General features: G+C 46.3%; 23 protein-coding genes. 13 read left to right on the top strand and 10 right to left on the bottom strand.

All coding sequences use genetic code 11. The features are described 5' to 3' along the window. Window positions 1-33: 33 nt before the first annotated feature. From FJQ87_RS05225 to FJQ87_RS05215, 3 genes are read right to left on the bottom strand one after another with little or no spacing between them, the layout of a single operon-like run. Window positions 34-447: a biopolymer transporter ExbD gene (locus FJQ87_RS05225; protein WP_140931191.1), complete on the bottom strand. Its 414-nt coding sequence runs from the start codon at window positions 445-447 to the stop codon at window positions 34-36. After that, window positions 444-1,118 (bottom strand): MotA/TolQ/ExbB proton channel family protein, encoded by a 675-nt coding sequence (locus tag FJQ87_RS05220; RefSeq protein ID WP_140931189.1) that lies wholly within the window; start codon window positions 1,116-1,118, stop codon window positions 444-446. Before FJQ87_RS05220 ends, FJQ87_RS05225 begins: the two co-directional genes overlap by 4 nt. Window positions 1,119-1,130: 12 nt before the next feature. After that, the gene (locus tag FJQ87_RS05215; protein ID WP_140931187.1) at window positions 1,131-1,988 is read right to left on the bottom strand and encodes an energy transducer TonB; all 858 of its coding nucleotides are present in this window, start codon (window positions 1,986-1,988) and stop codon (window positions 1,131-1,133) included. A gap of 394 nt (window positions 1,989-2,382) precedes the next feature. Between FJQ87_RS05215 and FJQ87_RS05210 the strand changes: the two genes are divergently transcribed. The 4 genes from FJQ87_RS05210 to FJQ87_RS05195 all read left to right on the top strand — a co-directional run bounded on the left by FJQ87_RS05210 (window position 2,383) and on the right by FJQ87_RS05195 (window position 7,786). Further along, entirely contained in the window at window positions 2,383-4,422 is a 2,040-nt protein-coding gene (locus FJQ87_RS05210) for a TonB-dependent hemoglobin/transferrin/lactoferrin family receptor (RefSeq protein WP_140931185.1), read from the top strand. A gap of 8 nt (window positions 4,423-4,430) precedes the next feature. Next, entirely contained in the window at window positions 4,431-4,937 is a 507-nt protein-coding gene (hutX, locus tag FJQ87_RS05205; protein WP_140931183.1) for a heme utilization cystosolic carrier protein HutX, read from the top strand. A gap of 55 nt (window positions 4,938-4,992) precedes the next feature. After that, a complete protein-coding gene (hutZ, locus tag FJQ87_RS05200) occupies window positions 4,993-5,571 on the top strand; it encodes a heme utilization protein HutZ (RefSeq protein WP_140931181.1) in 579 nt (192 codons plus the stop codon). 319 nt (window positions 5,572-5,890) lie between these two features. Then, window positions 5,891-7,786, top strand: a complete 1,896-nt coding sequence (locus tag FJQ87_RS05195; protein ID WP_140931179.1) for an ABC transporter transmembrane domain-containing protein — start codon at window positions 5,891-5,893, stop codon at window positions 7,784-7,786. A gap of 84 nt (window positions 7,787-7,870) precedes the next feature. Here the strand turns inward: FJQ87_RS05195 and FJQ87_RS05190 are convergent, their stop codons facing one another. Further along, window positions 7,871-8,251, bottom strand: a complete 381-nt coding sequence (locus tag FJQ87_RS05190) for a YacL family protein (RefSeq protein ID WP_140931177.1) — start codon at window positions 8,249-8,251, stop codon at window positions 7,871-7,873. A gap of 175 nt (window positions 8,252-8,426) precedes the next feature. Here FJQ87_RS05190 and FJQ87_RS05185 point away from each other — a divergent pair, with 175 nt between their 5' ends. Beyond that, window positions 8,427-9,398 carry a CorA family divalent cation transporter gene (locus FJQ87_RS05185; protein WP_140931174.1) on the top strand — a complete coding sequence of 324 codons (972 nt, stop codon included), beginning with the start codon at window positions 8,427-8,429 and terminating at the stop codon, window positions 9,396-9,398. A gap of 81 nt (window positions 9,399-9,479) precedes the next feature. Here the strand turns inward: FJQ87_RS05185 and fkpA are convergent, their stop codons facing one another. Continuing rightward, window positions 9,480-10,259 carry an FKBP-type peptidyl-prolyl cis-trans isomerase gene (gene fkpA, locus FJQ87_RS05180; RefSeq protein ID WP_140931171.1) on the bottom strand — a complete coding sequence of 260 codons (780 nt, stop codon included), beginning with the start codon at window positions 10,257-10,259 and terminating at the stop codon, window positions 9,480-9,482. Window positions 10,260-10,710: 451 nt separating this feature from the next. On the opposite strand from fkpA, the gene FJQ87_RS05175 reads away from it, so the two are divergent. From FJQ87_RS05175 to FJQ87_RS05160, 4 genes are all read left to right on the top strand, one after another. Beyond that, window positions 10,711-10,914, top strand: a complete 204-nt coding sequence (locus tag FJQ87_RS05175) for a SlyX family protein (protein WP_140931168.1) — start codon at window positions 10,711-10,713, stop codon at window positions 10,912-10,914. Between the two features lie 271 nt (window positions 10,915-11,185). Continuing rightward, a complete protein-coding gene (locus tag FJQ87_RS05170) occupies window positions 11,186-12,547 on the top strand; it encodes a hypothetical protein (RefSeq protein WP_140931165.1) in 1,362 nt (453 codons plus the stop codon). Window positions 12,548-12,569: 22 nt separating this feature from the next. Next, on the top strand, window positions 12,570-13,163 hold the full coding sequence (gene lpoB, locus FJQ87_RS05165) for a penicillin-binding protein activator LpoB (protein WP_206194370.1): 594 nt from the start codon (window positions 12,570-12,572) through the stop codon (window positions 13,161-13,163). 75 nt (window positions 13,164-13,238) lie between these two features. Next, the gene (locus FJQ87_RS05160) at window positions 13,239-15,752 is read left to right on the top strand and encodes an ERAP1-like C-terminal domain-containing protein (RefSeq protein ID WP_140931161.1); all 2,514 of its coding nucleotides are present in this window, start codon (window positions 13,239-13,241) and stop codon (window positions 15,750-15,752) included. 146 nt (window positions 15,753-15,898) lie between these two features. Here the strand turns inward: FJQ87_RS05160 and FJQ87_RS05155 are convergent, their stop codons facing one another. Beyond that, window positions 15,899-16,222, bottom strand: coding sequence for a hypothetical protein (locus FJQ87_RS05155; protein ID WP_206194369.1), 324 nt, complete (start codon window positions 16,220-16,222; stop codon window positions 15,899-15,901). A 302-nt stretch (window positions 16,223-16,524) separates the two neighbouring features. Here FJQ87_RS05155 and FJQ87_RS05150 point away from each other — a divergent pair, with 302 nt between their 5' ends. Next, complete coding sequence (locus tag FJQ87_RS05150; protein ID WP_240778841.1) at window positions 16,525-17,931, top strand: permease; 1,407 nt, start codon at window positions 16,525-16,527, stop codon at window positions 17,929-17,931. 99 nt (window positions 17,932-18,030) lie between these two features. Here FJQ87_RS05150 and FJQ87_RS05145 read toward each other — a convergent pair whose 3' ends face one another. From FJQ87_RS05145 to FJQ87_RS05130, 4 genes are all read right to left on the bottom strand, one after another. After that, window positions 18,031-18,597 carry a phosphoribosyltransferase family protein gene (locus FJQ87_RS05145; protein WP_140931159.1) on the bottom strand — a complete coding sequence of 189 codons (567 nt, stop codon included), beginning with the start codon at window positions 18,595-18,597 and terminating at the stop codon, window positions 18,031-18,033. A 228-nt stretch (window positions 18,598-18,825) separates the two neighbouring features. Beyond that, window positions 18,826-20,586 (bottom strand): alkaline phosphatase D family protein, encoded by a 1,761-nt coding sequence (locus FJQ87_RS05140; protein ID WP_140931157.1) that lies wholly within the window; start codon window positions 20,584-20,586, stop codon window positions 18,826-18,828. A gap of 273 nt (window positions 20,587-20,859) precedes the next feature. Next, on the bottom strand, window positions 20,860-21,546 hold the full coding sequence (locus FJQ87_RS05135; protein ID WP_140931154.1) for an LrgB family protein: 687 nt from the start codon (window positions 21,544-21,546) through the stop codon (window positions 20,860-20,862). Then, window positions 21,546-21,995, bottom strand: a complete 450-nt coding sequence (locus FJQ87_RS05130; RefSeq protein ID WP_140931151.1) for a CidA/LrgA family protein — start codon at window positions 21,993-21,995, stop codon at window positions 21,546-21,548. The genes FJQ87_RS05135 and FJQ87_RS05130 overlap by 1 nt, the downstream gene beginning before the upstream one ends. A gap of 222 nt (window positions 21,996-22,217) precedes the next feature. Here FJQ87_RS05130 and nfsB point away from each other — a divergent pair, with 222 nt between their 5' ends. The 3 genes from nfsB to FJQ87_RS05115 all read left to right on the top strand — a co-directional run bounded on the left by nfsB (window position 22,218) and on the right by FJQ87_RS05115 (window position 24,423). Beyond that, window positions 22,218-22,871 (top strand): oxygen-insensitive NAD(P)H nitroreductase, encoded by a 654-nt coding sequence (nfsB, locus tag FJQ87_RS05125; RefSeq protein WP_140931149.1) that lies wholly within the window; start codon window positions 22,218-22,220, stop codon window positions 22,869-22,871. Between the two features lie 91 nt (window positions 22,872-22,962). Continuing rightward, window positions 22,963-23,589: a DNA-J related domain-containing protein gene (locus tag FJQ87_RS05120; RefSeq protein ID WP_140931147.1), complete on the top strand. Its 627-nt coding sequence runs from the start codon at window positions 22,963-22,965 to the stop codon at window positions 23,587-23,589. A 177-nt stretch (window positions 23,590-23,766) separates the two neighbouring features. Further along, window positions 23,767-24,423, top strand: a complete 657-nt coding sequence (locus FJQ87_RS05115) for a thiol:disulfide interchange protein DsbA/DsbL (RefSeq protein WP_140931146.1) — start codon at window positions 23,767-23,769, stop codon at window positions 24,421-24,423. Window positions 24,424-24,505 lie beyond the last annotated feature (82 nt).

The following is a 24,505-nucleotide window of genomic DNA, read 5'->3' as shown; positions in this document are numbered from 1 at the left end:
CTCCTTGTTAGCCAAAACGCGCGCACTCGGCGCTTATGGCTCCATTAAAATTTGGGTTTGACTAATTTTGTGTGCCTGTAACATGGCAAGCAATTGCAGCAACAACTGCACTTCGGCCTGCTTGTCGGCGGCAACTATCACTTCAAGTTCTGGCTCCACAGTTAAGCGCCGCGCAACTTCAGCACTAAAATCACTAAAGGCTGCATAGCTGTGGCCATCAATCGCCCAGTACGGCGCCTTTGCCATCACATTCACACTGATATTGGGCTTAGGCGCTAATACTTGCGCCTGCTCGCCGCCGCTCGTGGGCACATCAACCGGCAAAGCTAATAATTGGGTGTTGGCGGTCAGCATTAGAAACACTAACAAGATGAAAATGATGTCGATAAGCGCGGTTAAATCTATGCTGAGCTCTTGATTATCCGCGCCTTTATCAAGCTCTATCACTGCGTGCCCCCATGATATACAGCAAGCTCTGGTGTTAACCCCGCCTTGCTATGCACGCCATCAAGCCATAAATTAAGCTCAGTTAAGCCATGCCCGGTGCGCCGACATGTATCTACCACCCAAATATTCATGATTTGTGAAAACGTTAGTGCAGGCAGCGCAATCACTAAGCCTGCGGCCGTAGTATTCATGGCAAGGCCAAGACCTGCGCTTAACATGGCGGGAGTAATGGGGCCAGCGCTCTGGCCTAAACCAGCAAACATGTCAATGAGGCCAAGCACTGTCCCTAATAGGCCAAGCAAAGGACTGATGACACCTATGGCTTGTAGCACCTTGATACCAAACAATAATTGCCGCTGCTCTTTGGCGAGCCACAAGGTCATTAAGGCTTCGCGATCGCGGCGGTGATGGGTTTTGCTATGCAGTAACATTAGGCTACCTCGGGCCAGCATGTCTTGGCGCGTACTGGCGCAAGATTCAAGCTTATCAATGGCTAAACTTGAAACCTTAACCGGAATAATTTGCTGCAATTGCTGGCGAAAAAACTGAGGTCGATGGCGCAAATTAACCAGTATAAAAGCCAAGCGCTCAACAATAATGACCAAGGTCACTAAGGCGCAGCAGACTAGCGGCCAAGTAAGCACGCCTAGATTGAGATCAGCAGCTAACATTGAATTTCCTTACTAATTTAGAGCGAAACGAACCGGCACTTCGACGCGAAACAAACCCGCGCTTAAGTGATTTGGTGCCAAAAAATGCCATGTTTTTACCGCGGCCAGTGCCGCCTCATCTAATACTCGATGACCACTGCTAGTCAGCACAGACAGCGATTGCGCTTGACCATAGTGGTTAAAGAACACTTCAAGCTGCACTGTGCCTTCAAGGCCACGCTTTCTTGCTAATTTGGGATACGTCGGCGGCGTTGGCGCACTGGCATAATCTGCCTTACTGAGTGACACCGGCGCCGCCTTTGATTGAGGCTGAGATAAATACTGAGGCTGCGCATTGGCACTACTGTCTAACATTGAATTTGGCATACGACTTGAGGCAGTTAACGGTTCAACCCTATTAACTTTTGCGGCCTCATTAAGCGCAAGCGCACTCTCATTAAGCACTGTCGTAGCCTCATCATCTTGGACAGTTTCAGTCGCTGGCGCATTGTTACTGGCCTGAGCCTTAGGCCTAGCTTCACTGCTGAATGGCTTTGATGGCACAGAGCGTTCAGAGGTCATTGCTGGATTAATTACTGGCTTATGAACCCCTGTCTCGAGTGGTTTTTCTGCCGTTTTAGTCACTATTGAGCTATTTGGTGAGCTTGGTGCGCTTAACGCATGCGCATGCGAAACGGCAGCAACTATTGGTTCAGATGCTGACTCAGATTTTATCTGAGTCGTTGCCGCAGTTAACTGCAATTGCAACCTCTGGCTTACCTCATGGCCTACCCCAGATTTAATGGCCATAGGTTCTGAGTGCTGGGCAAATGCTATAGCGCACAATGCCAGCGCCAAGGGCGAACATAATAAATAGCGTTTAGGCGTCACAGCGCACTCTCCCAGCCAAAAGTAACCAAGTATCCCTATCCGTGCTTTTAGGCATGCAAGCTTCCATGCTAATCACCACTCCAAGTTGCTGCCACATGAGCTAAGCCACATGAGTTAATGCCGCGCTAGCAAGGACTCAAGTGTTAGTTTCTCAATCAAAATCAATCACTATCTCACCCTTAACATCAGCTTATGCCCAAGCTTTCGCTAATTAGGATACTCAAGCATTAGCTCAAATACAAATGGTAATAATTATCATTTGATCTATTATTTATATTGAAGTAGAGTGCGTGACGTTCGAGTGAACACTGCCAATAACGCCCAACTACTGCGGAACAACAAGGCTGAGGCTTATCGCTACTGCGCTGATTTTAATCATAAAAGGATATTGTACATGTCGGTAAAACCTCTGACCTTGGCCGTTTTAGCAGGACTTAATCTCATCCCTTTGGCTCATGCCACCAGCCCAAATCAAACATTGACTGAAGTCTTAGTCAGCGCAAGTCGCATTGAAGAGCAAGCCTCAGATTCAAGTCGCTCGGTCGCTGTGATAGATGAGCAAGAAATCGCAGTGACTCAACCTCAGTCAGTTCCACAAGCGCTCGCTGGGGCTGCCAACGTCAATGTGACCAATGGCCCAAGAGCGAGCAGTCAAGCCGTTGAAATTCGTGGTATTGGCGGTGATAGAGTGCTGCAAACTGTTGATGGCACCAGGCAAAACACCAGTTCAGGCCATAGAGGCACCTACTTTTTAGACCCAGAAATGCTCAAATCCATCGAAGTCATTCGCGGCCCTGCCAGCAGCCTGTGGGGCAGCGGCGCCATTGGCGGCGTAGTGGCGCAAAATACCCGTTCAGCTAAAGATTTTTTAGAGGACGAGCAATCATTCGGCGGGTATATCAAGCAAGGTTATGAAGCCAATGGTGATAGAACCAAAACCAGCGGCGCGCTCTTTGGACAAGATGATGCTTGGGATTGGTTAGTCAATGGTGCTTACTTTGATGGAAATAACATTGATTTAGGCAACGGCCAGCAATTACAACACAGTGGTAATAATGGTTATTCGTCAATGGCTAAACTTGGCTGGCAAGCCAATGATCTTAATCGCCTGCAATTAACCGGGCGCGTTAATCAGATTAATGAACTGGTTCCAAGTAACCCAGGTGCAGACGTTGGCCGCAGCGTGCCATTAGTGCAGCGCAATACTGACGATAAGCACCTAAGTCTTGATTATCAGTTCCAATCAAGCAGCAGTGCGTTACTCGATGGCAATGCCAAGCTGTATTACAACCAAGCTAAGTATGATGAACAGCGCATCGCACTTAAACAAACCGACAACACTGACTATCAAACCTTAGGCTTTAGCTTGGTTAATCGCTCACGCTTTGGCGAGCTAGCCTTTATTTACGGTCTTGATGGCTATCAAGATAAATTATCGACAGTGCGCGATGACAGCGGCCAAGTAGGCCAACGCCCCGATGATATTGACGCCAACGCTAAGGTTTGGGGCAGCTTTATTCAGGCCGATATTCCACTGCTTGAGCATGTCACCTTAAGCCCAGCATTAAGATACGATAGCTTTAACAACACCAGTGACAGCTTAGATTTATCCAGTCGTGATGATAAATGGTCGCCATCTGTGGGGCTTACTTGGAAAACCGCTCAGTGGCTCACGTTAAGCGCTCGTTACGATCAGGCGTTTCGCGCCCCGAGCATGACCGAGATGTTCTCAACCGGTAGCCATTACTGCATTCCATCCATCCCAGGCTTTTTACCCAATGGATTATGTAACCGCTTTAAAATCAACCCCGACCTACAAGCCGAAACCGCTCGCAATAAAGAGTTAAAAGCGCAAGTGCAGTTAAGCGAGCTCATGGGTGATGATGACTTAAGCTTGAGCCTTAACTTATTTCGCAATGACATCGATGACTTCATTATTCAGCAAGTTGAAAATCCGCTCATGGGCATCCCAGGCTTTGAGCAAACAACCACTTGGAATAACGTGCAAGACGCGAAATTACAAGGTTTTGAATTTAATGCGCGCTATCGCATCGAGCAAACACACCTAAGCCTCGACTATGGTCAAACTCAAGGCACAGATAATGCTACCGGCGAATATTTAGAGAGCATTCCGGCTAATAAGCTCACCATCGACTTAAGCCAAGGCCTGTGGAGTAACGATGTCACTCTAGGCACGCGCTACATGTATACCGCAAGCCAAAATAAGCTGCCAAGTACCTCAAGCCACACTGACTTTGACGCTTATGGATTATGGGACGTCTATGTCGCGTGGGAGCCATCAAGTGGCAGCTTAAACGGTTTACGCCTAGATGCTGGCATAGACAATTTAACCGATGAGTATTACCGCCAAGCATGGCAGACCTTGTACTCCCAAGGCCGTAATTTCAAATTATCCGCGCGCTTTACTTTCTAAGGCTCACTATGAATATGATTAACCACCACATAATAGCCACCTTGCAGGCAGAACCCCAAGCAAGCCCAAGTGATCTCGCCCAAAAGCTTGAAGTCAGTGAACTCTTGATTTATCAGCATTTACCGCCACAGCAAGTGCATTGGCTGCCAAGCGCGCTGGCGCAAGAGTTACTTGAAGCCCTGCCAGAGTGGGGCAACTTAATGACCATAGTGCTGCTCGCAGGTAATGTTTTTGAATTTAAAGGCCCTTTCCCTAAAGGCAAACTCGGGCTCGGGTATTTTAATCTCTACAGTAAGCACGATGGCATGTATGGCCACTTGTTACTGTCAAGCTTTGCCGCCATTGCGCTCGTAAGCCGCCCTCTGCGCGGGCGAGCAAGCTATGCCATCTGCTTTTTTGCGGCCAGTGGCGATGTCATTTTCAAGATTTATTTAGGGCGAGATCAAGCGGGAGAATTATTCCCAGAACAAGTACACAATTTCAATCAACTTAAACAGTTAACCGCAGACTGTTAAATCGAAATCATAGCAACTGACGGCTCGCCGCAGTGCAGGACAAATAGAGGCCACAATGACAACCCGTATTGAACAACGCATCGATGAACAGCAGGCTGAAAACCACACGCAAGAACGTTTAGCCAGTAAACTATTGCCTGAAATTAATCAATTTAAACACAGCCGCCATACCTTGCAGCTCGCCACTTGCGATCAACATGGTTTACCTAACGCAAGCTATGCGCCTTATGCATTAGCAGATAAAGGTTTTTATATTCTGGTTAGCGATATGGCGCGCCACGGCATGAACCTAAAGCAATCATCCTTAGTGTCTGTCATGCTGCTTGAAGACGAAAGCGAAGCCAAAACCGTATTTGCGCGCAAGCGTCTTACCTTTGATGCTCATGCCAAATGCATTGGCCGCGATAACCCTGATTTTAACTTAGGGGTTGCCGCCTTAACCGCGCGATTTGGCGACATGATCGCTGAACTTGCCGCCCTGGCCGATTTTAATCTTTATCAATTAAGGCCGCAGCAAGGTCTGTACGTTAAAGGCTTTGGCCAAGCATTTAAGCTAAGTGGTGATGAGTTATTAGAAGTGAGTTGGCAAAACGCAGGTCAACATGGCGTAGCGCAACCCCTTAGCCCTGCGTAATAAAAACCGATAGCGCTAGAGCCTTGATCCGTGCTGATACCCGTGGTGGCTCTAGCGTTATTGCTGTCATTTCACTGTTGCTATGCGCACGCCCTTCTTGCACACTGATGCACTATCTATCATCTGAACATAATGAAAACACTCACGCCTAACCGTGCAAACTAGTGTCATAATGCCTTTGTATAACAAGCAATCTGTGTAACAAACTAGCTGTTTTTAACAAGCTCTCTGTGTTCAATAACCTAGCCATTTTCAACCCTATTCACCTAAACACGCCCAGACGTCAGTTAAGTGCCTGCACTATCGCCAAGGATACCGAATGAGTGAGTCGAACCACTTAAGCTCAACAGAATCTGTCAAAGTAAGCGCGTCCACTGCGGGCCAGCATAAAGCCATCAATCAAACCGCTGACACTGCGCGCATCCCCCTTAAAAACACGCCTGCGGTACTGCGCTGGATTGCTGCATTTCTTAAGCCATATCGAAATAAAGTCATCGCTGCCTTAGTGTGTTTATTGGTGGGTTCTTTCGCTTGGTTATCTTTAGGCCAAGGGGTTAAATTATTAGTTGATAACGGCTTTAGTCGCGGCGAGACAGAGGCGCTTAATCAAGTGATGCTGACATTACTCATCATTATCAGCATAAGTAGCACAGCAGTTTTTTGCCGTTTCTATCTAATGAGTTGGCTAGGTGAGCGCGTGACTAACGATATTCGCCAGCACATCTATCAGCAATTATTGCAACTCTCCCCCGCGTTTTATGCCAAAGAGCGCACTGGCGAAGTGATTAGTCGCTTTACTGCCGATACCAGCCTTATTCAAACCGTTATAGGTTCCAGCTTATCTATGGCGCTGCGCTCAAGTGTGACTGCCATTGGCGCTTTAGTGATGATGGCCTTTACCAGTTGGCAATTAACTGCCTTGGTACTTTTAGCCGTACCTGTGGTATTTGGCCCCATCATCTTGCTGGGTAAGCGCGTGCGCCAGTTATCCCGCACCAGTCAAGACAAGGTGGCAGAGCTTGGCGCTTACATAGATGAAACCTTACATGAAATTCATACAGTGCAAGCCTATGGCCATGAAAGCATAGATAAACGTCACTTTGCTGAGCAAACCCAAACCATAATGCAGGCGGCGACTGAGCGCATTAAGTATCGCGCGCTGCTTATCGCCATAGTGATGTTTTTATCCATTGTCGCCATAGTGTTAGTCACTTGGTATGGCGCCTTTCAAGTCATGAATGGTCAGTTAAGTGGCGGCGAATTATCGGCCTTTTTGTTTTATGCCGTGATGGTAGCAACCGCTATGGCCACTATTAGTGAAGTCATTAGTGATATTCAGCGCGCAGCGGGCGCCACCGAGCGCTTAATTGAGCTTGCAGACTCTCAAAGTGAATTAGTGCAAGTAGCGATGCCAACCACGTTACCGCACTCAGCCAGCTTAGATATTCACTTTGAGCAAGTGCACTTTAGTTATCCAAATCATCAAGAAAACCCCGTATTTAGTGACTTAAACTTGCATATTGCCACAGGTAGCAAAGTCGCGTTAGTGGGGCCAAGTGGTGCTGGCAAGTCGAGTATTTTAGCCTTGCTACAGCGCTTTTATGATGTGCAGCGCGGCAGCATTCGCTTGGCGGGTATTGATATTAAGCAGTTAAGTTTGCAGCAACTGCGGGCACAATTTGGCTTAGTGCCGCAAGACCCAGTTATTTTTGCCACCAGCGTGCTGGAAAATGTGCGCTATGGCCGCGCAGACGCAAGCCTTGATGAAGTAAAGCAAGCCTGCAAAGCCGCCAGAGCGGATGAGTTTATTGCCGATTTCCCTGAAGGCTATGACACTTATTTAGGTGAGCGGGGGGTGCGTTTATCCGGTGGACAAAAACAGCGGATTGCCATTGCTCGCGCCATATTAGCCGACCGCCCCATCTTACTGTTAGATGAAGCCACCAGCGCGCTCGATGCCATTAGTGAAATCAAAGTGAAGCAAGCCCTTGATCAGTTAATGCAGCATAAAACTAGCCTCATCATAGCCCACCGCTTAAGCACAGTCATGAATGCCGATTGCATAATAGTGTTAGATAAGGGCCAAATCATAGCCAGCGGCACCCATGGCCAATTGATGCAAACATCGCCTTTATATCGCGACTTTGCGAGCTTGCAGTTATTAGATGAACAGCACCCGGATTTTAGGGCGGCAGCAGGGCTTGCGGCTTCTTAAGTGAGTTGCCAGAGATGGATATGAATTAATCGCAGTCATAAAAAAGGCCAATCCTATGATTGGCCGTTATTTATGAAGCACGGTTTATTTGCCGTCGCCTTCATCTAAAAATTTGCGCCAGCTAATCAGCGCAGTAGCAAAGTCATCTAAGCCACAACTACAGCTAGATTCGGCATCATATAAGCTCATACCGTCTTCTAAATCATAGTCTTCATTAAAACCAATCACGTTAGCGAACACTCGAACTTGCTCAAAATCCATCTCTAAGGTGAAATCACTGCCAACTAACTGAAAATACCCTGCTTCACCTTGCTGCAGTTTAGCGATGACATTCATCAGTTCGCCAATAATATCATCATCTTGCCCAAGTTCTTCCGAGAACCAGCGACCTAATACTTCATGATCCATACTGAAAATTGCTGTGGCTGTTCCATCGAGGGAATTACGCCGAAATTCATACTCCATCGGAGATCTCTTTACTTAGGTAACTAATGTCACAATTCTAACTCATAGCCATTAAAAATTCCCGATCCAAACGCCTATTGGCTTAAGTTTCAATCAATGGAAGTTAATTTGCTTCAATTGGCCATTAAGGTAACAATGGCGGTAATTTACTGTTAAGAGTGGGAGTGAGTGGATAATGCATTACGATGCACAATTTGCCTATCTGTTAGGGGCCGACGGCGCCCGTAAAATATCAATTGAAGACGCTATTGCTTGGCAACCCAGCTCACCTGATGATACTAACCAGCTGTGGCTGCATTTAGACTATCAATCCACTGACTGTAAAAAGCATTTACTCAAACTTGGACTAGTGCCAAGCGACATTAAGGTGCTGCTATCGGCCTCACCGCGGCCTCGAGTGCAAAGTGCCAGCAATCGCTTACTTATCTGTTTGCGCGGTATTAACCTTAATGCCGGCCATAATCCGCAAGATATGATTGCCATTCGCATCTATCAAGATAAACACAGATTAATCAGCTGTGGTAAACGTCAGCTCGCCTCCATTCGAACGGTTATTGATTCGCTGTCAGAACTTAAGCCTTGCGCCATTACGCCGCTATTAATGAATTTGTGCGATCAGCTCACGCAAAAACAGGCTAAATACGTCGATGGCTTACAAGATAAACTAACGATTTTGGAAGATCAGCTGACGTTAACCCCAGACGATACCTTACATAATTCGCTCAATGATGTTCGCCGCCAAGCACTCGCGTGTCGCCGTTATTTGGCGCCGCAGCGAGAAGCCTTAGCACGCTTAGGTAGCTGCGAGTATCCCTTATCGCAAATCGAGCGCAATCAGCTTAAAGACTATAACGACAGCTTAGTGCGCATGATTGAAGACTTAGATCTTATTCGTGAATTGGTTAAGGTCAATCAAGATGAACTCGCAAGCATAGCCTCTGGCAAGCTTAACCAGCGCCTGTATTTTTTATCTATTACCACCAGTATTTTTATGCCATTAGGTTTTTTAACTGGCCTGCTTGGGGTCAATATCGGCGGTATTCCAGGCACAGAAAGCCATTGGGCCTTTGCGGCATTTTCAGGCTTTTTAGTGTTATTACTGGCGGTGCAGCTCTACTTGATTGTGCACTTTAAATGGCTGAAATAAGCTGAGCCAAACTAAACAGCAAATGGTAACAAAAAAGGCGCCTAAGGCGCCTTTTGGTTGAGTGCTATTTAATAGCTGAGCTTATTTGGCAGCTTTAGCCGCAGGAGCTTCTGCAGCGCCCGCTTTCTCAACACCTAACAACTCAACTTCAAACACTAAGGTTGAATTAGGTGGAATAGTACCAGTGTCACGATCGCCATAAGCTAATTCAGCGGGGATCACGAACTTATACTTAGAACCGACGTTCATCAACTGCACGCCTTCAGTCCAACCTGGAATAACGCGGTTCAGCGGAAACTTGATTGGCTCGCCACGATCATAAGATGAATCAAACTTAGTACCGTCAGTTAAGGTACCTAAGTAGTTCACTTCAACAGTGTCTTCAGCGCTTGGCTTAGCGCCTTTGCCTTCAACCAATACTTCATATTGCAGGCCAGATTCAGTTACTTTTACGCCAGCGTTCTTAGCGTTAGCTTCTAAGAAGGCTTTGCTATCAGCCGCTGATTTATCAGCTAATGCTTTAGCTTCAGTCATGCGCTTGTCATTGAGCTTCTTGTCTAAATCTTGCAGAACTGTCTGCATTTCTTCTTCAGTCAGCTTAAGCTCACTATTCAGGCCATTGCTAAAGCCTTCAATAATTAACTTTTTGTCTACTGGCATACCTAAAGCTTCTTGCTCAGCGATATGACCTGACATGTAGGCACCAATAGAAGCGCCAATGCTATATGATTCTTTTTGTTCTGGCGTAGTCAGGGTTGTAGCTGAAGTTGCAGCCACAGATGAAGCGTCTTGCTCTTGGTTACAGGCGGTTAAACCCGTCAGAGCTAACGCTACCAACGAATATTTAAAAATTGATTTCATTAAATGCTTCCTCAGCTTGATGTTGCCATCAAAATTAGCGTAAATGGTCGTAGCGAACTCACTTTATACTAGTTATTAACGATATTCCATTGTCTATTAAAATAGTAAAAATAACTTAAGGATTTGTTTGCTATGGTTTATAGGACAAAATATTTAGGGATGAGTTCATGGGAAAAATTCTTTCGCTCACTTTTTACCCACCTTTGTTAATCACCTTATTTGTGACCTACTCATACCTACAGGGGGTTACATTCTTAAGTACAGTCAATGCGGCCAAAATGCCAGTATGGATAAGTCGCAGCAACGAAAAACGCCCAAACTCAAGGCGCCGTTGTATACTCTGTCGCAAAGCAGGCTGACGATTCTTTTTGTCAGCCTCAGTAGTAATGGCCAAGTCGACACTTGGCCCAATGTTCCTTAGCGATTAACGCTACTTATTGATGGATGCAAGATGCAAGATCAAATTGAAGACCTGCAAACTAAACTCGCGTTTGCTGAAGCCAGCATTGAAGAATTAAACCAAGAAGTGATTAAACTTGGGGATCTAGTTGCCAGACAGCAGCATCAGTTGTTATTAGTAGTCAATAAATTACGCGACATTGAACCAAGTAACATGGCGTCAGCGTCCGAAGAGACGCCGCCGCCACATTATTAAGGACATGAATGACGACTTCGCCCCAAGCTTTGTGCGCAATAATGAGTGCTACTCGCGCTCTACGCGCTGGCATAACAGTGTTATTAATGCTGAAGTGCCAAACACAGCACATAGCAGGCTTTGGGCAAGTCGCTGCCAGCAAGTATGTAATCGCACTTCCCTTATGGCCGGGTATGACTCATTATCCCCTCAGGCACTCTTGCCATTGTTATCGCGTTTTTCATCGTCATTGTTATAGCCCAAAAAGCCTCACGATTGCAGGAGCTCATTGATGCGGCAAGCAATTTACTCCCTAGGATGTGGTCTGTTATTGCTAAGTGTGCAAGGCTGCGCCTTTAATAGTTTATTTATTAATTACCCAAGCCAACTCACGGAAGTTAAACAAAGCCTAAATAGCCCGAATCCCGCGGCTGCGGTTTCCAGCCTGCAATCAGGATTAAGCGGTGAAGATCAGCTGTTATACGCCCAAGAAGCCGGCCGCGCCGAGCAAATCGCTGGCAATTTTGCCGCCAGTAAAGGCTACTATCAAACCGCCATTGCCGATTATCGCCGCTTCGATGACAAGGCCACCATTAGCGCCAGCAGTATCGGCGCGCAATCATCAAGCTTATTTCTCAACGATAATGTCATCCCTTATCGCGGACCTGGGTTTGAGCGCATCATGGTGCATCAATATCAGGCGCTTAATTACCTCTTTTTAGGCGACAATCAAGGCGCTTTAGTTGAAGCGCGCCGCGCCAACGAATTGCAACAGCAAGAACAAAGACGCTACGAAGCTGACAATGAAAACATTGCCAAACTGGCCAATGGCGCGGTGGATGCGCAAGTGAATCAACTTGAGGCGAGAGGCGACGGCTTAGCCAGCTCGTTTCTTAATGCCTACAGCTATTATGTGACTGGCTTATTGTATGAGTTACTCGGTCAAGCTAACGATGCCTTTATTGACTATCGTAAAGCCGCGCAAATTATGCCGGGTAACCCTTATGTCGAGCAGGATTTAGTGCGTCTAGCTAAGCTACTTGGCATGCCGCAATATCAAGAATTTAGTAAGAAATTTGGCGCGCCCATATTACCTACCGCTTCCCAAGGGCAAGTGATTGTCTTAATTGAGCAAGGCTTTGTGCCGACCAAGCAAGGTTTTACTGTGCCATTTAGTATTAATGGCAATATCCAAACGGCATCACTACCCACTTACTTAGGCAGTAAACCCATATTTACGCCATCGACAGTGCAAGGCTTAGGTAAACCCTTAGTAAGCGCGCCGCTGGCCAACATTGATGCCTTAGCAAGCACAGCGCTTAAAGAGCAAATGCCTGCCATTCTCGCCCGCCAAGCGGCACGCATTTATGCTAAGGCTGAACTCAATCAATCAGTTAATCGCAATAACCAAGACAATGTCGGCGCGGTTGCCATGCAAATATTTAACGTCATCACAGAGCAAGCCGATAGGCGCAGCTGGCTGACCTTGCCGCAAAGCGCCCAATTAGCTCAGACTTATGTCGAGCAAGGACAATATCAGTTACAAATCAATCGCGGTCAAACCACGGCGATTGAGGTACAAAAAGCAAAAACAACACTGGTTTGGGTAATAGAGACTGGTAATTACCAACGAATTTATTCAATAATCATCTAAATCGTTAACAATGGGACATGTTATGAAAGCAATTAAAGGTGTATTTCTGTTGGCTGCAGTGATTGGCCTTAGCGCTTGTCAATCTAAGGTCGAGTACGGCAATGCCACGGCGGTTGAAACCGTCAATGAAAACTTTGGCTCAACCGATCTGCAGTCTATCACCACTAAAATGGTTGATAGCATGCTAAGTTTCCCACCAGTCGTGGCAATTACTGCCAATGAGCGTCCAATTCTTTTCGTCGATAGCATTAAGAATAAAACGTCTGAGCACATAGATACTGAGTCAGTCACTGATTCTATCTCCAATCAATTACTGCGCTCTGGCAAGTTCCGCTTTATCGATATGACTAAAGTAGACGCTGTACGTAAGCAATTAGATTATCAAAACAATTCAGGCATGGTTGACCCATCAACGGCGATTAAGTTTGGTCGTCAAATCGGCGCTCAATACATGTTATACGGCAACTTATCTAGCATAGTGAAACAAGAGGGTGGCACCCGTGACGTCTACTACAAGATGACTATGCGCCTGATGGATTTAGACACAGGCTTAATTGAATGGTCTGATGAAAAAGAAATCCGTAAAACTAAATCAAAATCGTTTTTAGGGCTGTAATCGCCACGAAACAACCCGCGGGGCTAGACTGGCCCCGCTTTTTATATCTCCCACCCAAATAGAAAGGATGCTGTAGTGACTCTATTCATTAGAGCCAGTGCTTGGCTGATGTGTGTGTTGTTCTTAACCGCTTGTCAGTCCATTCCCTTGCCATTGACCAACAAAGCGAAATCCGACGCCGAATTATTAGCGCAGCGACTAAGCGACATTAGTTACGCTTATCAAATGACGTTATCGCCTGAAGACACGTTTAGCGTGAAGGCGGACATTGATTTCAAACTCGATGATAATCAAAAAGATTTGCCGCTAGATTTACAGCAAGCGCACATTCAGCAGCTCATTATCAATGGTCAAAACATCTATCCTAACTATAACGGTAAGGTTTTAAGCCTGCCTGCGCGCTTACTGCAAAGCGGTAACAACCGCATTCAATTAAGTTATCAAGGCTATTATCGTCAGCAAGGCCAAGGCCTTATTCGCGTAATAGACCCTAATACTCAGCAAGTTTACCTGTATTCACGCTTTGAACCCCATGGCGCTAGCCACCCATTTGCCTTGTTTGACAAGCCCGGGCTTAGGGGCAAAATGAGTTTACGTCTTGAGGCGCCGTCTGACTGGCAAGTGATTAGCACTATGGTGCCAAAAATGAGCAGTGAGGCGAGCACAACATGGGAATTTGCGCAAACGCCGCCGTTAAGCCCGCATCAATTTGCACTGTTTGCTGGCCCCTTTAGCCATTGGCAATATCAGCAAGATGGCGTGCAATTTAGATTATTTGCCCTAAATAGCACTCAGGATGATGAGCGTTATGAGCAGTGGCTAAGACTCACCGCCGATAATCTCAAGCGCATAGGTCATGTGCTGGCAACCCCTTATCCCTTTACTAAGTTTGATCAGATTTTATTGCCTGGCTTATCCGATGCCAGCATGTCACAAGCTGCTGCGGTGAGCGTAACCGAGCGCTTGCCGCTAGATGCCAAACCCATCAGTCAACATATGCAAAACAGTCAGTTATTGGCAAAACAATGGTTTGGCAGCTTAATTAGTTTGCCATGGTGGGATGACTTATACCTGCATGCAGGCCTAGGTTTATACCTTGCCAACCAAACCGCCATAAACGCTGGCATTGATGCCTCAGCCCAAGAGCAATATCAATTTTTACAGCAAAAACAACCGGCCTATAAATACCAGTTGCAGCATGAGAGTCTTGACCCATTAAGCGCCACCTCCACTGAAATTCAAGCGCAGCAATTTTTAGCGGTAAAATCAGCCTCTGAGCTCAATCAAATTGCGATGGCCGTGGGCGAGCGCAAATTTACTGAACTACTGCAAACCTTTATTCAGCGCCACTCGTGGCAATCGGCGGGCAATCAAGCTTGGCGGCAACTACTGGCGCCCTTAGGGCTTGAGCGTTACTGGACGCATCAAACGTCTGGCGGCATCAATAGCATCAGCGCTCAATGGCAATGCCAAGATGGCGTGCTGGAGCGCTTATCAATTACGCAAACCGAGCCGCACTTTCAAAAGGTTAAAGTGGCGTTGTTTTATAAAAATCAGCGCGATTTCCAATTAGATAAAACCTTATTAGTCACGCTTAAAGAGTTAACTACAGAAGTGACAAATGCGGGCCATAACGTGTGCCCAGATTTTGTTTATCCCAACTTTCAAGACATGGCTTATGGACAAGTTCTCTTAGATGAAAAGTCACAAGCCGCCGCCATTCGTCACTTAAGCCAGATAAGCGATCCCTTAATGCAAATGATGTTGCTTGAGGACATCTGGCAAGCAAGCCTAACCGCTAAGCTGCCGCTGAATGATTATTTGGGCATGATAATGCTTAACCTGCCCAATATCTCAGCGCCGTCAGTGCAGCTTTTAGCGCAGCAGCAATTACAACAATTACACCAATTACTGCGCCTCATGCCCACATCGTCTGCCAAACAACGCATCTATAACGCCTTAGAGCAATTTAGTTTGCACCAAATTTACCAGCAAGGGCCGACATCCATTTGGCTTGATAGCTATTTGCAGTTTGCGCAGTCCGATGAAGCCATGGATCACTTACAATCTTTGCTTAACGGTTATAGCTGGCCATTAACCCAAGAGCAGCGCTGGCAGGCTATTACCCGCCTCAATCAATTTGGCCGTGATAGTCGCCAAACTTGGCTCAATAAAGAAGCCAAACGAGATACCAGTTTATTGGGGCAGCAACACGCTTTAATCGCCAGCATGGCAACCCCGAATGCTGCGCTCAAGCGCCGCTATTTATCGGAATTAAGCCAAGCGCCTTATTCAATGCGCGCTAGCATTATTAGTAAGCACTTGTACCCAGGCCAACAACCGCAAGCCCAGCAAGCCGCCTTTGAGCAAATTAGGCAAGTGCTGCCTGAACTGGTAAAGCAAGCTCCCCATCAGGCTGAAGCCATAGTATCAGGTCTCGTGGTACTCACTTGTCGACCAGACAATATTCATGCCATAGAGCAAGAACTCACAACGCTTGATGCCGGCGCCCTGAAAGATGCGATCACCAATCATTTGTTAGTGATGAAACAATGCCAACAGTTTTCAACTGAGCTTGGGGCTCACTAAGGGAATTTAAATGGCAATTGGGCGTTTTAACGTTTAAGCGGCGCGCTCTTGAATAATCCATAAGATTGTTAGCGTTTCTGGCGTTAACAACCTCTGCGATAAAAAGGTGTTGGAAGGTGCAAGGCGCAAATAAGCGCCAGAGCTAATTAATCGCGGCCATTGATGGTCTTGATGGCGTGAATATTAAGCTCACTCTCTAATTCAGGCTGGGCGCCGCTGGGGTAAAAATCCCCTTCCACTTTCCAGTGAGTCTTAGGCAATCGAAATAAATAAAAGCGTTCACGATTGGCATCGGTCACAAAACCCATGCCAAATTGCGCCACTTCAAAATGCACGTCCATCACATAATCGTTAGCAAACCGTTGGCGATTAGTCAGCAACAATACATCGTTACGAGTTAAGTACACCCCCTCCTTATGCTGACCCAAGCGTTCTTTAAGCCAACTGGCAAATTCTTTCGCACTCTTCATCGCAGTCCCCTCTCCGATATCAATCGTTGACCTAAGCTTGGCGCTAAACATCATTAACAGTTATAGCAAATATTCTTGATTGTGGCGGGCAATGGCGCGAGATGAAGTAAGCAAAACGGTGAAATGAAAGCTTATTAATAAGCCTATACAGGCAGTTAGCCAAGTTGCAAACTCAGGCTAAGTCATTGACCTAAGATTAATTGCCAATGCTTAGCTCAGCCATTGGCTTAACCCATGCCGTTTTTCTTAGTCAATGACAGTCTGGACTATGCTTAGTGCATTCCAATAACAAGGAAAATAGCGTGGATACTGTCATAAGCTCTGTAAACGAGATAATAACGACTCTGGCCGCCATGATTTGGCAAATATATTGGCCGTTGGCCTTAGGGTTAATGCTGTCATCTCAGCTGCGAAACCTAGTTCCAGTGGATACTGTCGCTAAACATTTAGGTCGCACTACGCCCAAAAGCTTAATGTTAACCACCCTGCTTGGCATGCTGTCATCCTCATGCTCGTACGCCGCCGCCTCGTTATCGCGCACCTTACTGGTTAAAAAAGCGAGCCTTGCCAATGCGATGGCGTTTTTAGTGGCCAGTACTAACCTGATTTTAGAAATGTTTATCGTGCTAGTGTCATTGCTTGGCTGGCAATTCTTAGTGGGGGAAATTGTAGGAGGCTTATTACTGATAGTGATTGTCGCCATCCTCTTTAGCCGCTTTTACCCTAAACCATTAGAGCTAGCCTTAAGGCACACCATAAGCGATTCCGCTCCTAGCACAAGTATGCCCATGGATATGGATATGGCTATGGATACCGAGCAAGAGCCTTCACCTAAGGCGATGAAAAACAATGAAATGAAGTGTGGCGGTGAAATGAAATGCGGCGCCCATATGCATAGTGATGCCGATATCAAGCAAGCAAACGACCACTCAAACACCCAAGCAACCAAGCTTGGTGAGATGAAATGTGGCGCTGCCATGCCAGATATGCCCGATATGGCAGCCACACCTATGGCCTCGGCTAACACGGCTATATCAACTAGCCCCAAAGAAATGCCATCAGGCCAAATGAAAGCCACTGAAATGCAGTGCGGCGCCGATATGCATCAAGATAAAAGCGCCTTAGTTCGCGGCGCCGGCTTCTTTCATATGGATATTGCCATGATAGGCAAAGAAATTGTGATTGGGGTTATCATCTCATCACTACTGATTGCGCTAGTCCCCATGAACTGGTGGCAAACACTGTTCATTAGTGATTCCAGCCTAATGCCAGCTTGGCTGCATTCAGTGTTTGATGTGTTTATCGGTATTTTTGTCGCTGTGATTGCTTATGTGTGCTCGGTGGGGAATCTGTTACTGGCAGCGGCCTTATGGCATGGCGGCATTAGTTTTGGCGGGGTGATGGCCTTTATTTTAGCCGACGTACTAACCATACCTATGACCCATGTGTATCAAAAATATTATGGTAAGGCGCCCGCTAAACGCATAGTACTGTTGCTGTTTTGCGCCATAGCCACTACCGGTTTAATCCTTAATGCGTTAACGGCAGGGTTTGATTGGCAAGCATCGAAAGTGGCGTTATCGCAATTAAATACCCATGTATTTGGCTTTAACTTCACCAGCCTAATGAACATCCTAGTGATCCCCTTATCCATTGTTTATTACCTTATCGGTAAAAAAGCCAATGCGGGCATGACGATGTCGATGTGAGTGGCTGCCGTAAATAATCCGCTCAAGCGCCAGCAAGCAAAAAGCCACTAGATATAGTGGCTTCTTGTATGAGTGCTTATAGCATCAGTATCGCAGAGCTTACTTGAATAAATGCTGGATATTTTTCAAGTCACTTTTGCCTTCAGCCAATTCTTGTGGCGTTAAACCAGCAACTTCATGGGGGAAGACTAACCACTCATCCGATTCATGGATAAAGTAGTCTGGCTTCATATTCACTTTGGTATTGTTTGGCTTGTAGTATGGGCAGGCAATACGCACATCTTTTGGCATATTTAAGCGCATTAATTCTTGCAGTTTTTCCATCAAGGCATCAACACTGCGGCCAGAGTCAAACACATCATCAACTATCAGTAAGCTGTCACCGGCATTAGCGTTTTCAACTATGTAGTGCAGGCCATGAACCTTAATTTCTTTGCTCTGCATGTCAGAGCTAAGACCATAGTAAGATGAAGTACGCACGGCAATATGGTCAGTTTCTACTTGTTTAAAGTCGAAGTATTCTTGCACAGCAATACCAATAGGTGCGCCGCCACGCCAAATACCCACGATAAATTGCGGCCGAAAACCACTGTCATACACTTGAGCAGCTAAGCGAAAGGAATCTTCCAATAATTCTTGTGCGGTAATAAAGCGTTTCTCTGACATGAGGTTCTCTTCTTATTAGACGAATTGAGCCGGCAGATATGGGTCCAAAATACTGGCTAGCTACAAAACTTAATGTGTTAATTAAGTGTAGGCCCCCCCCACCGGATTTTGGACGCGCATTCTACGGCAATTTGCTGGTAATTGCTGCATAAAATCATGGCTATTTTTAACCTAATTGAAAAAAGCCGACCTAGGTCGGCTTTTTAATGTGCTTGAAAGCTTGGGGAGTTATACGGCTTGCAAGCCTTGGCTATTCCAGCGCATCTGCTGACTGCGATTGGTCAGCACTTGGTAATCACGCGTGAGTAAACTATCCACAAATAGCCACTGACTGATAACTTGCTCTGGGGTAAAGGTCAAGATCATGCAGCCGCGATCATAGAGGTTGCAATATTTAAGGGGGCCCACTAACTCAGTGACCGCGCCTTCAATGGCGGCGGTTTGATTGGGATCAAGCTTAAGATAATACTCAAGCCCAGGTGAGCTTACGCTACTGGTGGCAAACTCCACCCCGACCCGATTGCCATTAATATCATTAAGCTCACTGGCCCAGGCATTATGCGTATCCCCAGCGATAACAACTAATTCTTTTCCGCTGCTGCGAGCTGTCGCTAAAATCACTTCGCGCTCATAGGCGTAACCATCCCAAGCATCTAAATTATATGGAATATTTGGCAATTTTAATAAGGCTAACACTTGCGGCGTCAATTGCGCTTGATTCGCTTGCAAGTAAGCTACTTGCTGCGCCGTTAAGCTTGGGTCACCCGCCGCAGCCCTTGCTGCCAGCTGAGCTAATTGCGCTAACCTAGCAAAATCAGTAATAGATAATTGCTGAGTCGCAATGGCTGCCGGTAGCAACATTCGCCCCATTAACACTTGCTGACCTAATACTTGCCATTGAGCGCTGGCGGTTAATAACTGCCCTTGCAGCCATAACAATTGGGTTTGCCCTAGCATGGTTCTTTGGGTATCTGTCACGGCCGCTAAAAACTTGGCGCTATCAAAGGCGCCCGTGGCTGCATCAATAAATTCGCTGTAATCATAAGGCTTGTCACGGCCCAGATGACGGGTATCTAACATATGTAAATCGACTAAGTGGCCGAAATTAAAGCTGCGATAAATCTCTTCAAATTCGCCTTCACGCCACGGGCGGATTGGCAGCCATTCAAAGTAAGCCTGCAGCCCCGCAAGCTTGCGCGCATCATAATCACCTTCGCCATCGTTATGATTTTCAGCGCCATGTTGCCACGCATCATTAGCGACTTCATGATCGTCCCACACACAAATAAAGGGCACCGCGGCATGTAAGCTTTGCAAGTCAGTATCGCTGCGATACTGCTGATAGCGGCTGCGATAATCACTTAAACTTAACAGCTCGCCTACTGGCAAGACTTCACGATCAAGTTTGGCAGCGTTTTCACTGGCATAGCCGCCGCGAGGATATTCGTAAATATAATCACCAAGATGCACCACGGCATCAAGCTCAGTTTGCGTCGCCGCTAAATGGTAAACATTAAAGAAGCCCGCAGGGAAATTAGCGCATGACAATACCGCGAGCTTTACTTGCGAGACGTCATGGTTGGCAAGGGTTTTAGTGCGGCCTATCGCGGATGCATTATCCCCGACCGAGAAGCGATAAAAATACTCGCGTCCCGCCTCTAATCCTTGAGCATCAATTTTAACTGTGTAGTCGCGCTTATCATTGGTAAGAGTACTGCCTTGATGAACTAGCTGAGTAAAACCTTTATCGGTAGCCACTTGCCAGCTAACTTGCACGTCGCCTGCGCGCTCAGGCGTCACCCTAGTCCACAAAATTACCGCCGATGATGTTGGGTCGCCGCTCGCTACTCCTTGCTTAAACGTCGCTGGATTATGCGGGTCGTCATCGCTGCTATTGCAGCCCATGAGTCCATAAGAAATAACCGCAGCACCTATCCCTTTTGCCGAAAGCGCTAAAAAATCCCGACGACTTACCTGCCTGTGTTTCATATATTTATCCTTGTGTTCAGGTCATAGCAGTAGTTTGCACTTCGCAAGTTACAAACATGTTAACAAACTGCCAGTGTTTGCCTGAATACACAAGTGTTGCTGTTATGGCTATTGCTTGGGCATAGCCACTGATTGAGCGAAGGCATAGAGGGAATAGCCATTGCAGGGAATAACTTTGGGGGACGCGGGTAATTGAAAGCAGCGTAGCGCTAACAATTAAAGAGTAGCGCTATGACTTATGGAAAGATGACTTATGGACTTGTGAAACGACTACTAACCCAGAACATAGGCAAATAATGGCGCGGTTAATACCATGCCAATGCCAGTAAAAATCATGGTCAGGCTCGCAATAACACCTTCTTGCTGCCCAATTTCATTGGCTTTGGCTGTGCCTGCACCATGGCAAGACGCGCCGAGCGCCATGCCTTTACCTAAGGATGAGTTAAGTTTCATCATGCGAAACAGCGGCTCACCTATCAACATACCTATCACGCCTGTGGCAAGCACCAGCATAGCGGTTAATGCCGGCACGCCGCCAAAGGCTGACGTTGCCGCCAGCGCAAATGGGGTCGATACCGAGCGCGCCAAGGCGCTATGGGATAATTCTGGCGGTAGGATTATGACTTGGCTCAAGCCCCAAGTGGATAACACCCCCAGCAATAACCCAAATAACACCCCAAAAGATAAGGTCAGTGGATATTGGCGGATAATATGGCGCTCGCGATAAATGGGCAGTGCAAAGGCAATAACCGCTGGCGCCAATAACGCTGATAAATAATGGCTGTATTGACTGTAGCTAGTTAGCGGAATACCTAAGCTCACCACTAAGGCAATCAATAATAAAGGCGCGAGAAAAATCGGCGCAAAAAACCAAATCTTTTTCACTCGATATAACTTTTTAGCGCCGTAATAACACATTAATGTCAGCAATACGCTGCCCCAAGCCAATAACCATTCCATTAGTGATTATCTCCAGCATTCATAGCTTTAGCGGCCAACTTATTGGCTCTCGTTTGGTTTAAGCCTTGCTCAAAAGTAAATAACTTATCGACAGCCCAGCCCGTGCCTAACATCACACTGGCGGTACCCACAACAATGAGCACTAATAATTTAATGCCATAGGTTTCAAGTAAGGGCTCAAAGTGCAGTGCTGCGACTACTGGCGGAATAAAAAATAATAGTAAATCGCCAATCAGCCAAGCGGCGCCGATTTGAATCGCGCGCTCAGGCAACCAGTTCATGGCCAGCAAGCCTAAAATAATGGCAAGACCAATCACGCTGCCTGGAATAGGAATACCTAACCATAACGCCAACTGATCGCACGCCCATGACAACAACACTAAGGCTGCGACTTGAATGACTAAAAAACTTACCTTGATTGCACTAGACTGACGACTGGAACCAGCCATGGCCGCTTACTCGTTAATAGAAATGGTGTCCAGTGTAAGACTTTCCTTCACATAGAAAAATTGAATCTTTGGCATGATATACATTCCATTTAGTTATCATTAATGCCTTGTGCCAGTAAACTTAATTATCTCATTGAAAATGAGCCAATCTTGATGACTAAACTGCCCAAAACCCGCCATCTATGCTAAAACAATGAGCTATCAAATTTTTGGAGATAGCCCATGAGTCAACTCATAGATGTCGTAACCAGTCGCTACACGACAAAAGCCTTTGATAGCAGCCGCTTATTGACCGAAGCGCAACTGGCTGACATTAAAACTTTATTGCAATTTAGCCCGTCATCGGTCAATTCGCAGCCTTGGCACTTTGTGCTCGCCACCAGTGAAGATGGAAAGCAAAGGCTGGCCAAAAGCACTGAAAAATATGGCTTTAACACCACTAAAATACTCAATGCGTCAGCTGTGATTGTGTTTTGCGGTCGCAATCAACTGGATGATAACTATCTAGCTGAAATCCTGATGCAAGAGCAGCAAGACGGCCGCATTCAAGATGATGCCAGCAAGCAAGCCATTGCCGCTGGGCGTGCCTTCTTTGTGGGTATGCATAATCACGAGCTAAAAGACTGCCAACACTGGGTGGATAAGCAAGTGTATTTAGCCCTCGGCACCTTGTTATTGGGCGCGGCTATGATGGGCATAGATGCCTGTCCGATTGAAGGCTTTGATCCTGCTATCTTAAATCAGCAATTAGGTTTACGAGATAAAGGTTTTGGCGCCACCGTCATGGTAGCACTAGGCTATCGCAGCAGCGACGATTTTAATGCCAAACTGCCTAAATCGCGCTTGGCTCAAGCCAAATTATTCACTGAGATTTAGCCCTAGCGCCTAGCCTCATTCTTTTTACTGATTTGCGCATTTCCAAGCCTATGGCATAGTTAATCCATCTTAGGTCGTCAGGTGCTTAGCTATGCTGTTGGAACCCACAAGTCAGGTGACTCTGCCTCATGAGACGGCGTTACCCCAAGAAAACCCGTTGATTTGGCCGCTATTAAGCCTACTTAAGTCCACCAATCAACACTGGAAGATTCACTCGCTGGCAGCAGAACTCAGTCAGCAAGGGCTTCTACATGAACTTGATAGCGACCCACAAAAGAACTTGTTCAAACACAATTTCTTAATAATGAATGCCTTATTTGAAATTCAAACCCTGTTATTGCCTGATAACTGGTTAACTATCCAATCCATGGATATTTATCTTACGGCGCAAATCCCAAGCAACCTTCCCATCGCCTTAGCCCAAACCGCTAACCTTAGAGATTATTACTACGACTGGAATAACTATGATACTTGCGCCAACGTAGTGCGGCAGATGCTGGAGTCGTTCTGGAATAAATACCAAAATTACATGGGCTTTGATCAGCAGCCATTAGAAAAAATAGCGGCCTTAGCGGTATTAGAATTACCGAGCAACGCCAATGCCCGTGACATACGTAAACAGTGGCGAAAATTAGCCTTGCAATGGCATCCCGATCGCCAAGGCGGCAATGCTGCGCGCTTTCGCCAAGTGTGCGAAGCATGGCAAAGCCTGCGCTAATCTTTGCGGGATAAGCGGTCAATATGGCTTTAAACCTAATTAAGGGATGTCAAAACTTCAAGCAGGCTCACATAATTGCCCCTGTATCTCGGCGCTGATTAAGCGATAATGAAGCCAAGCAACCTAACCTGACAAGTTCAAGGATTAGACCACTTTCATGTTAATTCTGAGGACATTATGATTAAGAAGTTAGCCCTAGCACTGACGTTAGCCATTTCACCATTAGCTACATTTGCTGCTGATTTTGTTGAAGGCACTCACTACACAGTTATTCCTAACCAAGCCGCCTCTGCCGAGCCTAAGTTAACTGAATTCTTTTCGTTCTATTGCCATAACTGTTTTGCGTTTGAAACTCAATACATGCCGGTTATCAAGCCTAAATTAGATAAGAACATTAAGTTTGAAACTAAGCATGTAGATTTCATGAATTCAGAAATTGGCACAGAAGTGATGCGCTCACTGGCGGTTATCCACCAGTTAAATGGCGCAGAAGCACTGAACATCGCCATGTTTAATGCCATTCAAGGCGAAGAAGGTGCTAACGGCCATGACCACTCAGCCCCAGGTCACGCCCATGAGCCAAGCATCAACAACCGTGATGACATTAAGAAAATCTTTGCCGCCCATGGTGTTAGCAGCAAGCAGTATGATGCCTTAGCCGATAACGTTATCACCAACGAAAAATTGGCCTTATGGCGCAGCGAGCAGAACCAATTTAAAGTGCAAAGTGTTCCAGCCTTTATCGTTAACGACAAATACGCCGTTAACTTAGGCCAAATGCGCAGCTTAAGTGAAATGGTTGAGCTGATTAACTACTTATCTGCCCAGAAGTAAATTCAGCAGCATAAAAAAAGCGCCTAGGGCGCTTTTTTTATGGGTGATAATTAACAAAATGTTTATCTATTACTCTGGCAAG

Origin of the sequence: Shewanella sp. SNU WT4 (genome assembly GCF_006494715.1) — a bacterium.
Classification (GTDB): Bacteria; Pseudomonadota; Gammaproteobacteria; order Enterobacterales; family Shewanellaceae; genus Shewanella.
This window is presented reverse-complemented; position numbering and strand designations above follow the sequence as displayed.

Bases quoted from the DNA above. Each gene is read 5' to 3' on its own strand.
- FJQ87_RS05120 (WP_140931147.1), top strand. From the start codon at position 22,963: ATGCTGTTGGAACCCACAAGTCAGGTGACTCTGCCTCATGAGACGGCG.
- FJQ87_RS05175 (WP_140931168.1), top strand. From the start codon at position 10,711: ATGCAAGATCAAATTGAAGACCTGCAAACTAAACTCGCGTTTGCTGAA.
- FJQ87_RS05185 (WP_140931174.1), top strand. From the start codon at position 8,427: ATGCATTACGATGCACAATTTGCCTATCTGTTAGGGGCCGACGGCGCC.
- FJQ87_RS05195 (WP_140931179.1), top strand. From the start codon at position 5,891: ATGAGTGAGTCGAACCACTTAAGCTCAACAGAATCTGTCAAAGTAAGC.
- FJQ87_RS05115 (WP_140931146.1), top strand. From the start codon at position 23,767: ATGATTAAGAAGTTAGCCCTAGCACTGACGTTAGCCATTTCACCATTA.
- hutX (WP_140931183.1), top strand. From the start codon at position 4,431: ATGAATATGATTAACCACCACATAATAGCCACCTTGCAGGCAGAACCC.
- lpoB (WP_206194370.1), top strand. From the start codon at position 12,570: ATGAAAGCAATTAAAGGTGTATTTCTGTTGGCTGCAGTGATTGGCCTT.
- FJQ87_RS05170 (WP_140931165.1), top strand. From the start codon at position 11,186: ATGCGGCAAGCAATTTACTCCCTAGGATGTGGTCTGTTATTGCTAAGT.
- FJQ87_RS05130 (WP_140931151.1), bottom strand. From the start codon at position 21,995: ATGGCTGGTTCCAGTCGTCAGTCTAGTGCAATCAAGGTAAGTTTTTTA.
- hutZ (WP_140931181.1), top strand. From the start codon at position 4,993: ATGACAACCCGTATTGAACAACGCATCGATGAACAGCAGGCTGAAAAC.
- FJQ87_RS05190 (WP_140931177.1), bottom strand. From the start codon at position 8,251: ATGGAGTATGAATTTCGGCGTAATTCCCTCGATGGAACAGCCACAGCA.
- nfsB (WP_140931149.1), top strand. From the start codon at position 22,218: ATGAGTCAACTCATAGATGTCGTAACCAGTCGCTACACGACAAAAGCC.
- FJQ87_RS05155 (WP_206194369.1), bottom strand. From the start codon at position 16,222: ATGAAGAGTGCGAAAGAATTTGCCAGTTGGCTTAAAGAACGCTTGGGT.
- FJQ87_RS05140 (WP_140931157.1), bottom strand. From the start codon at position 20,586: ATGAAACACAGGCAGGTAAGTCGTCGGGATTTTTTAGCGCTTTCGGCA.
- fkpA (WP_140931171.1), bottom strand. From the start codon at position 10,259: ATGAAATCAATTTTTAAATATTCGTTGGTAGCGTTAGCTCTGACGGGT.
- FJQ87_RS05145 (WP_140931159.1), bottom strand. From the start codon at position 18,597: ATGTCAGAGAAACGCTTTATTACCGCACAAGAATTATTGGAAGATTCC.
- FJQ87_RS05135 (WP_140931154.1), bottom strand. From the start codon at position 21,546: ATGGAATGGTTATTGGCTTGGGGCAGCGTATTGCTGACATTAATGTGT.
- FJQ87_RS05220 (WP_140931189.1), bottom strand. From the start codon at position 1,118: ATGTTAGCTGCTGATCTCAATCTAGGCGTGCTTACTTGGCCGCTAGTC.
- FJQ87_RS05210 (WP_140931185.1), top strand. From the start codon at position 2,383: ATGTCGGTAAAACCTCTGACCTTGGCCGTTTTAGCAGGACTTAATCTC.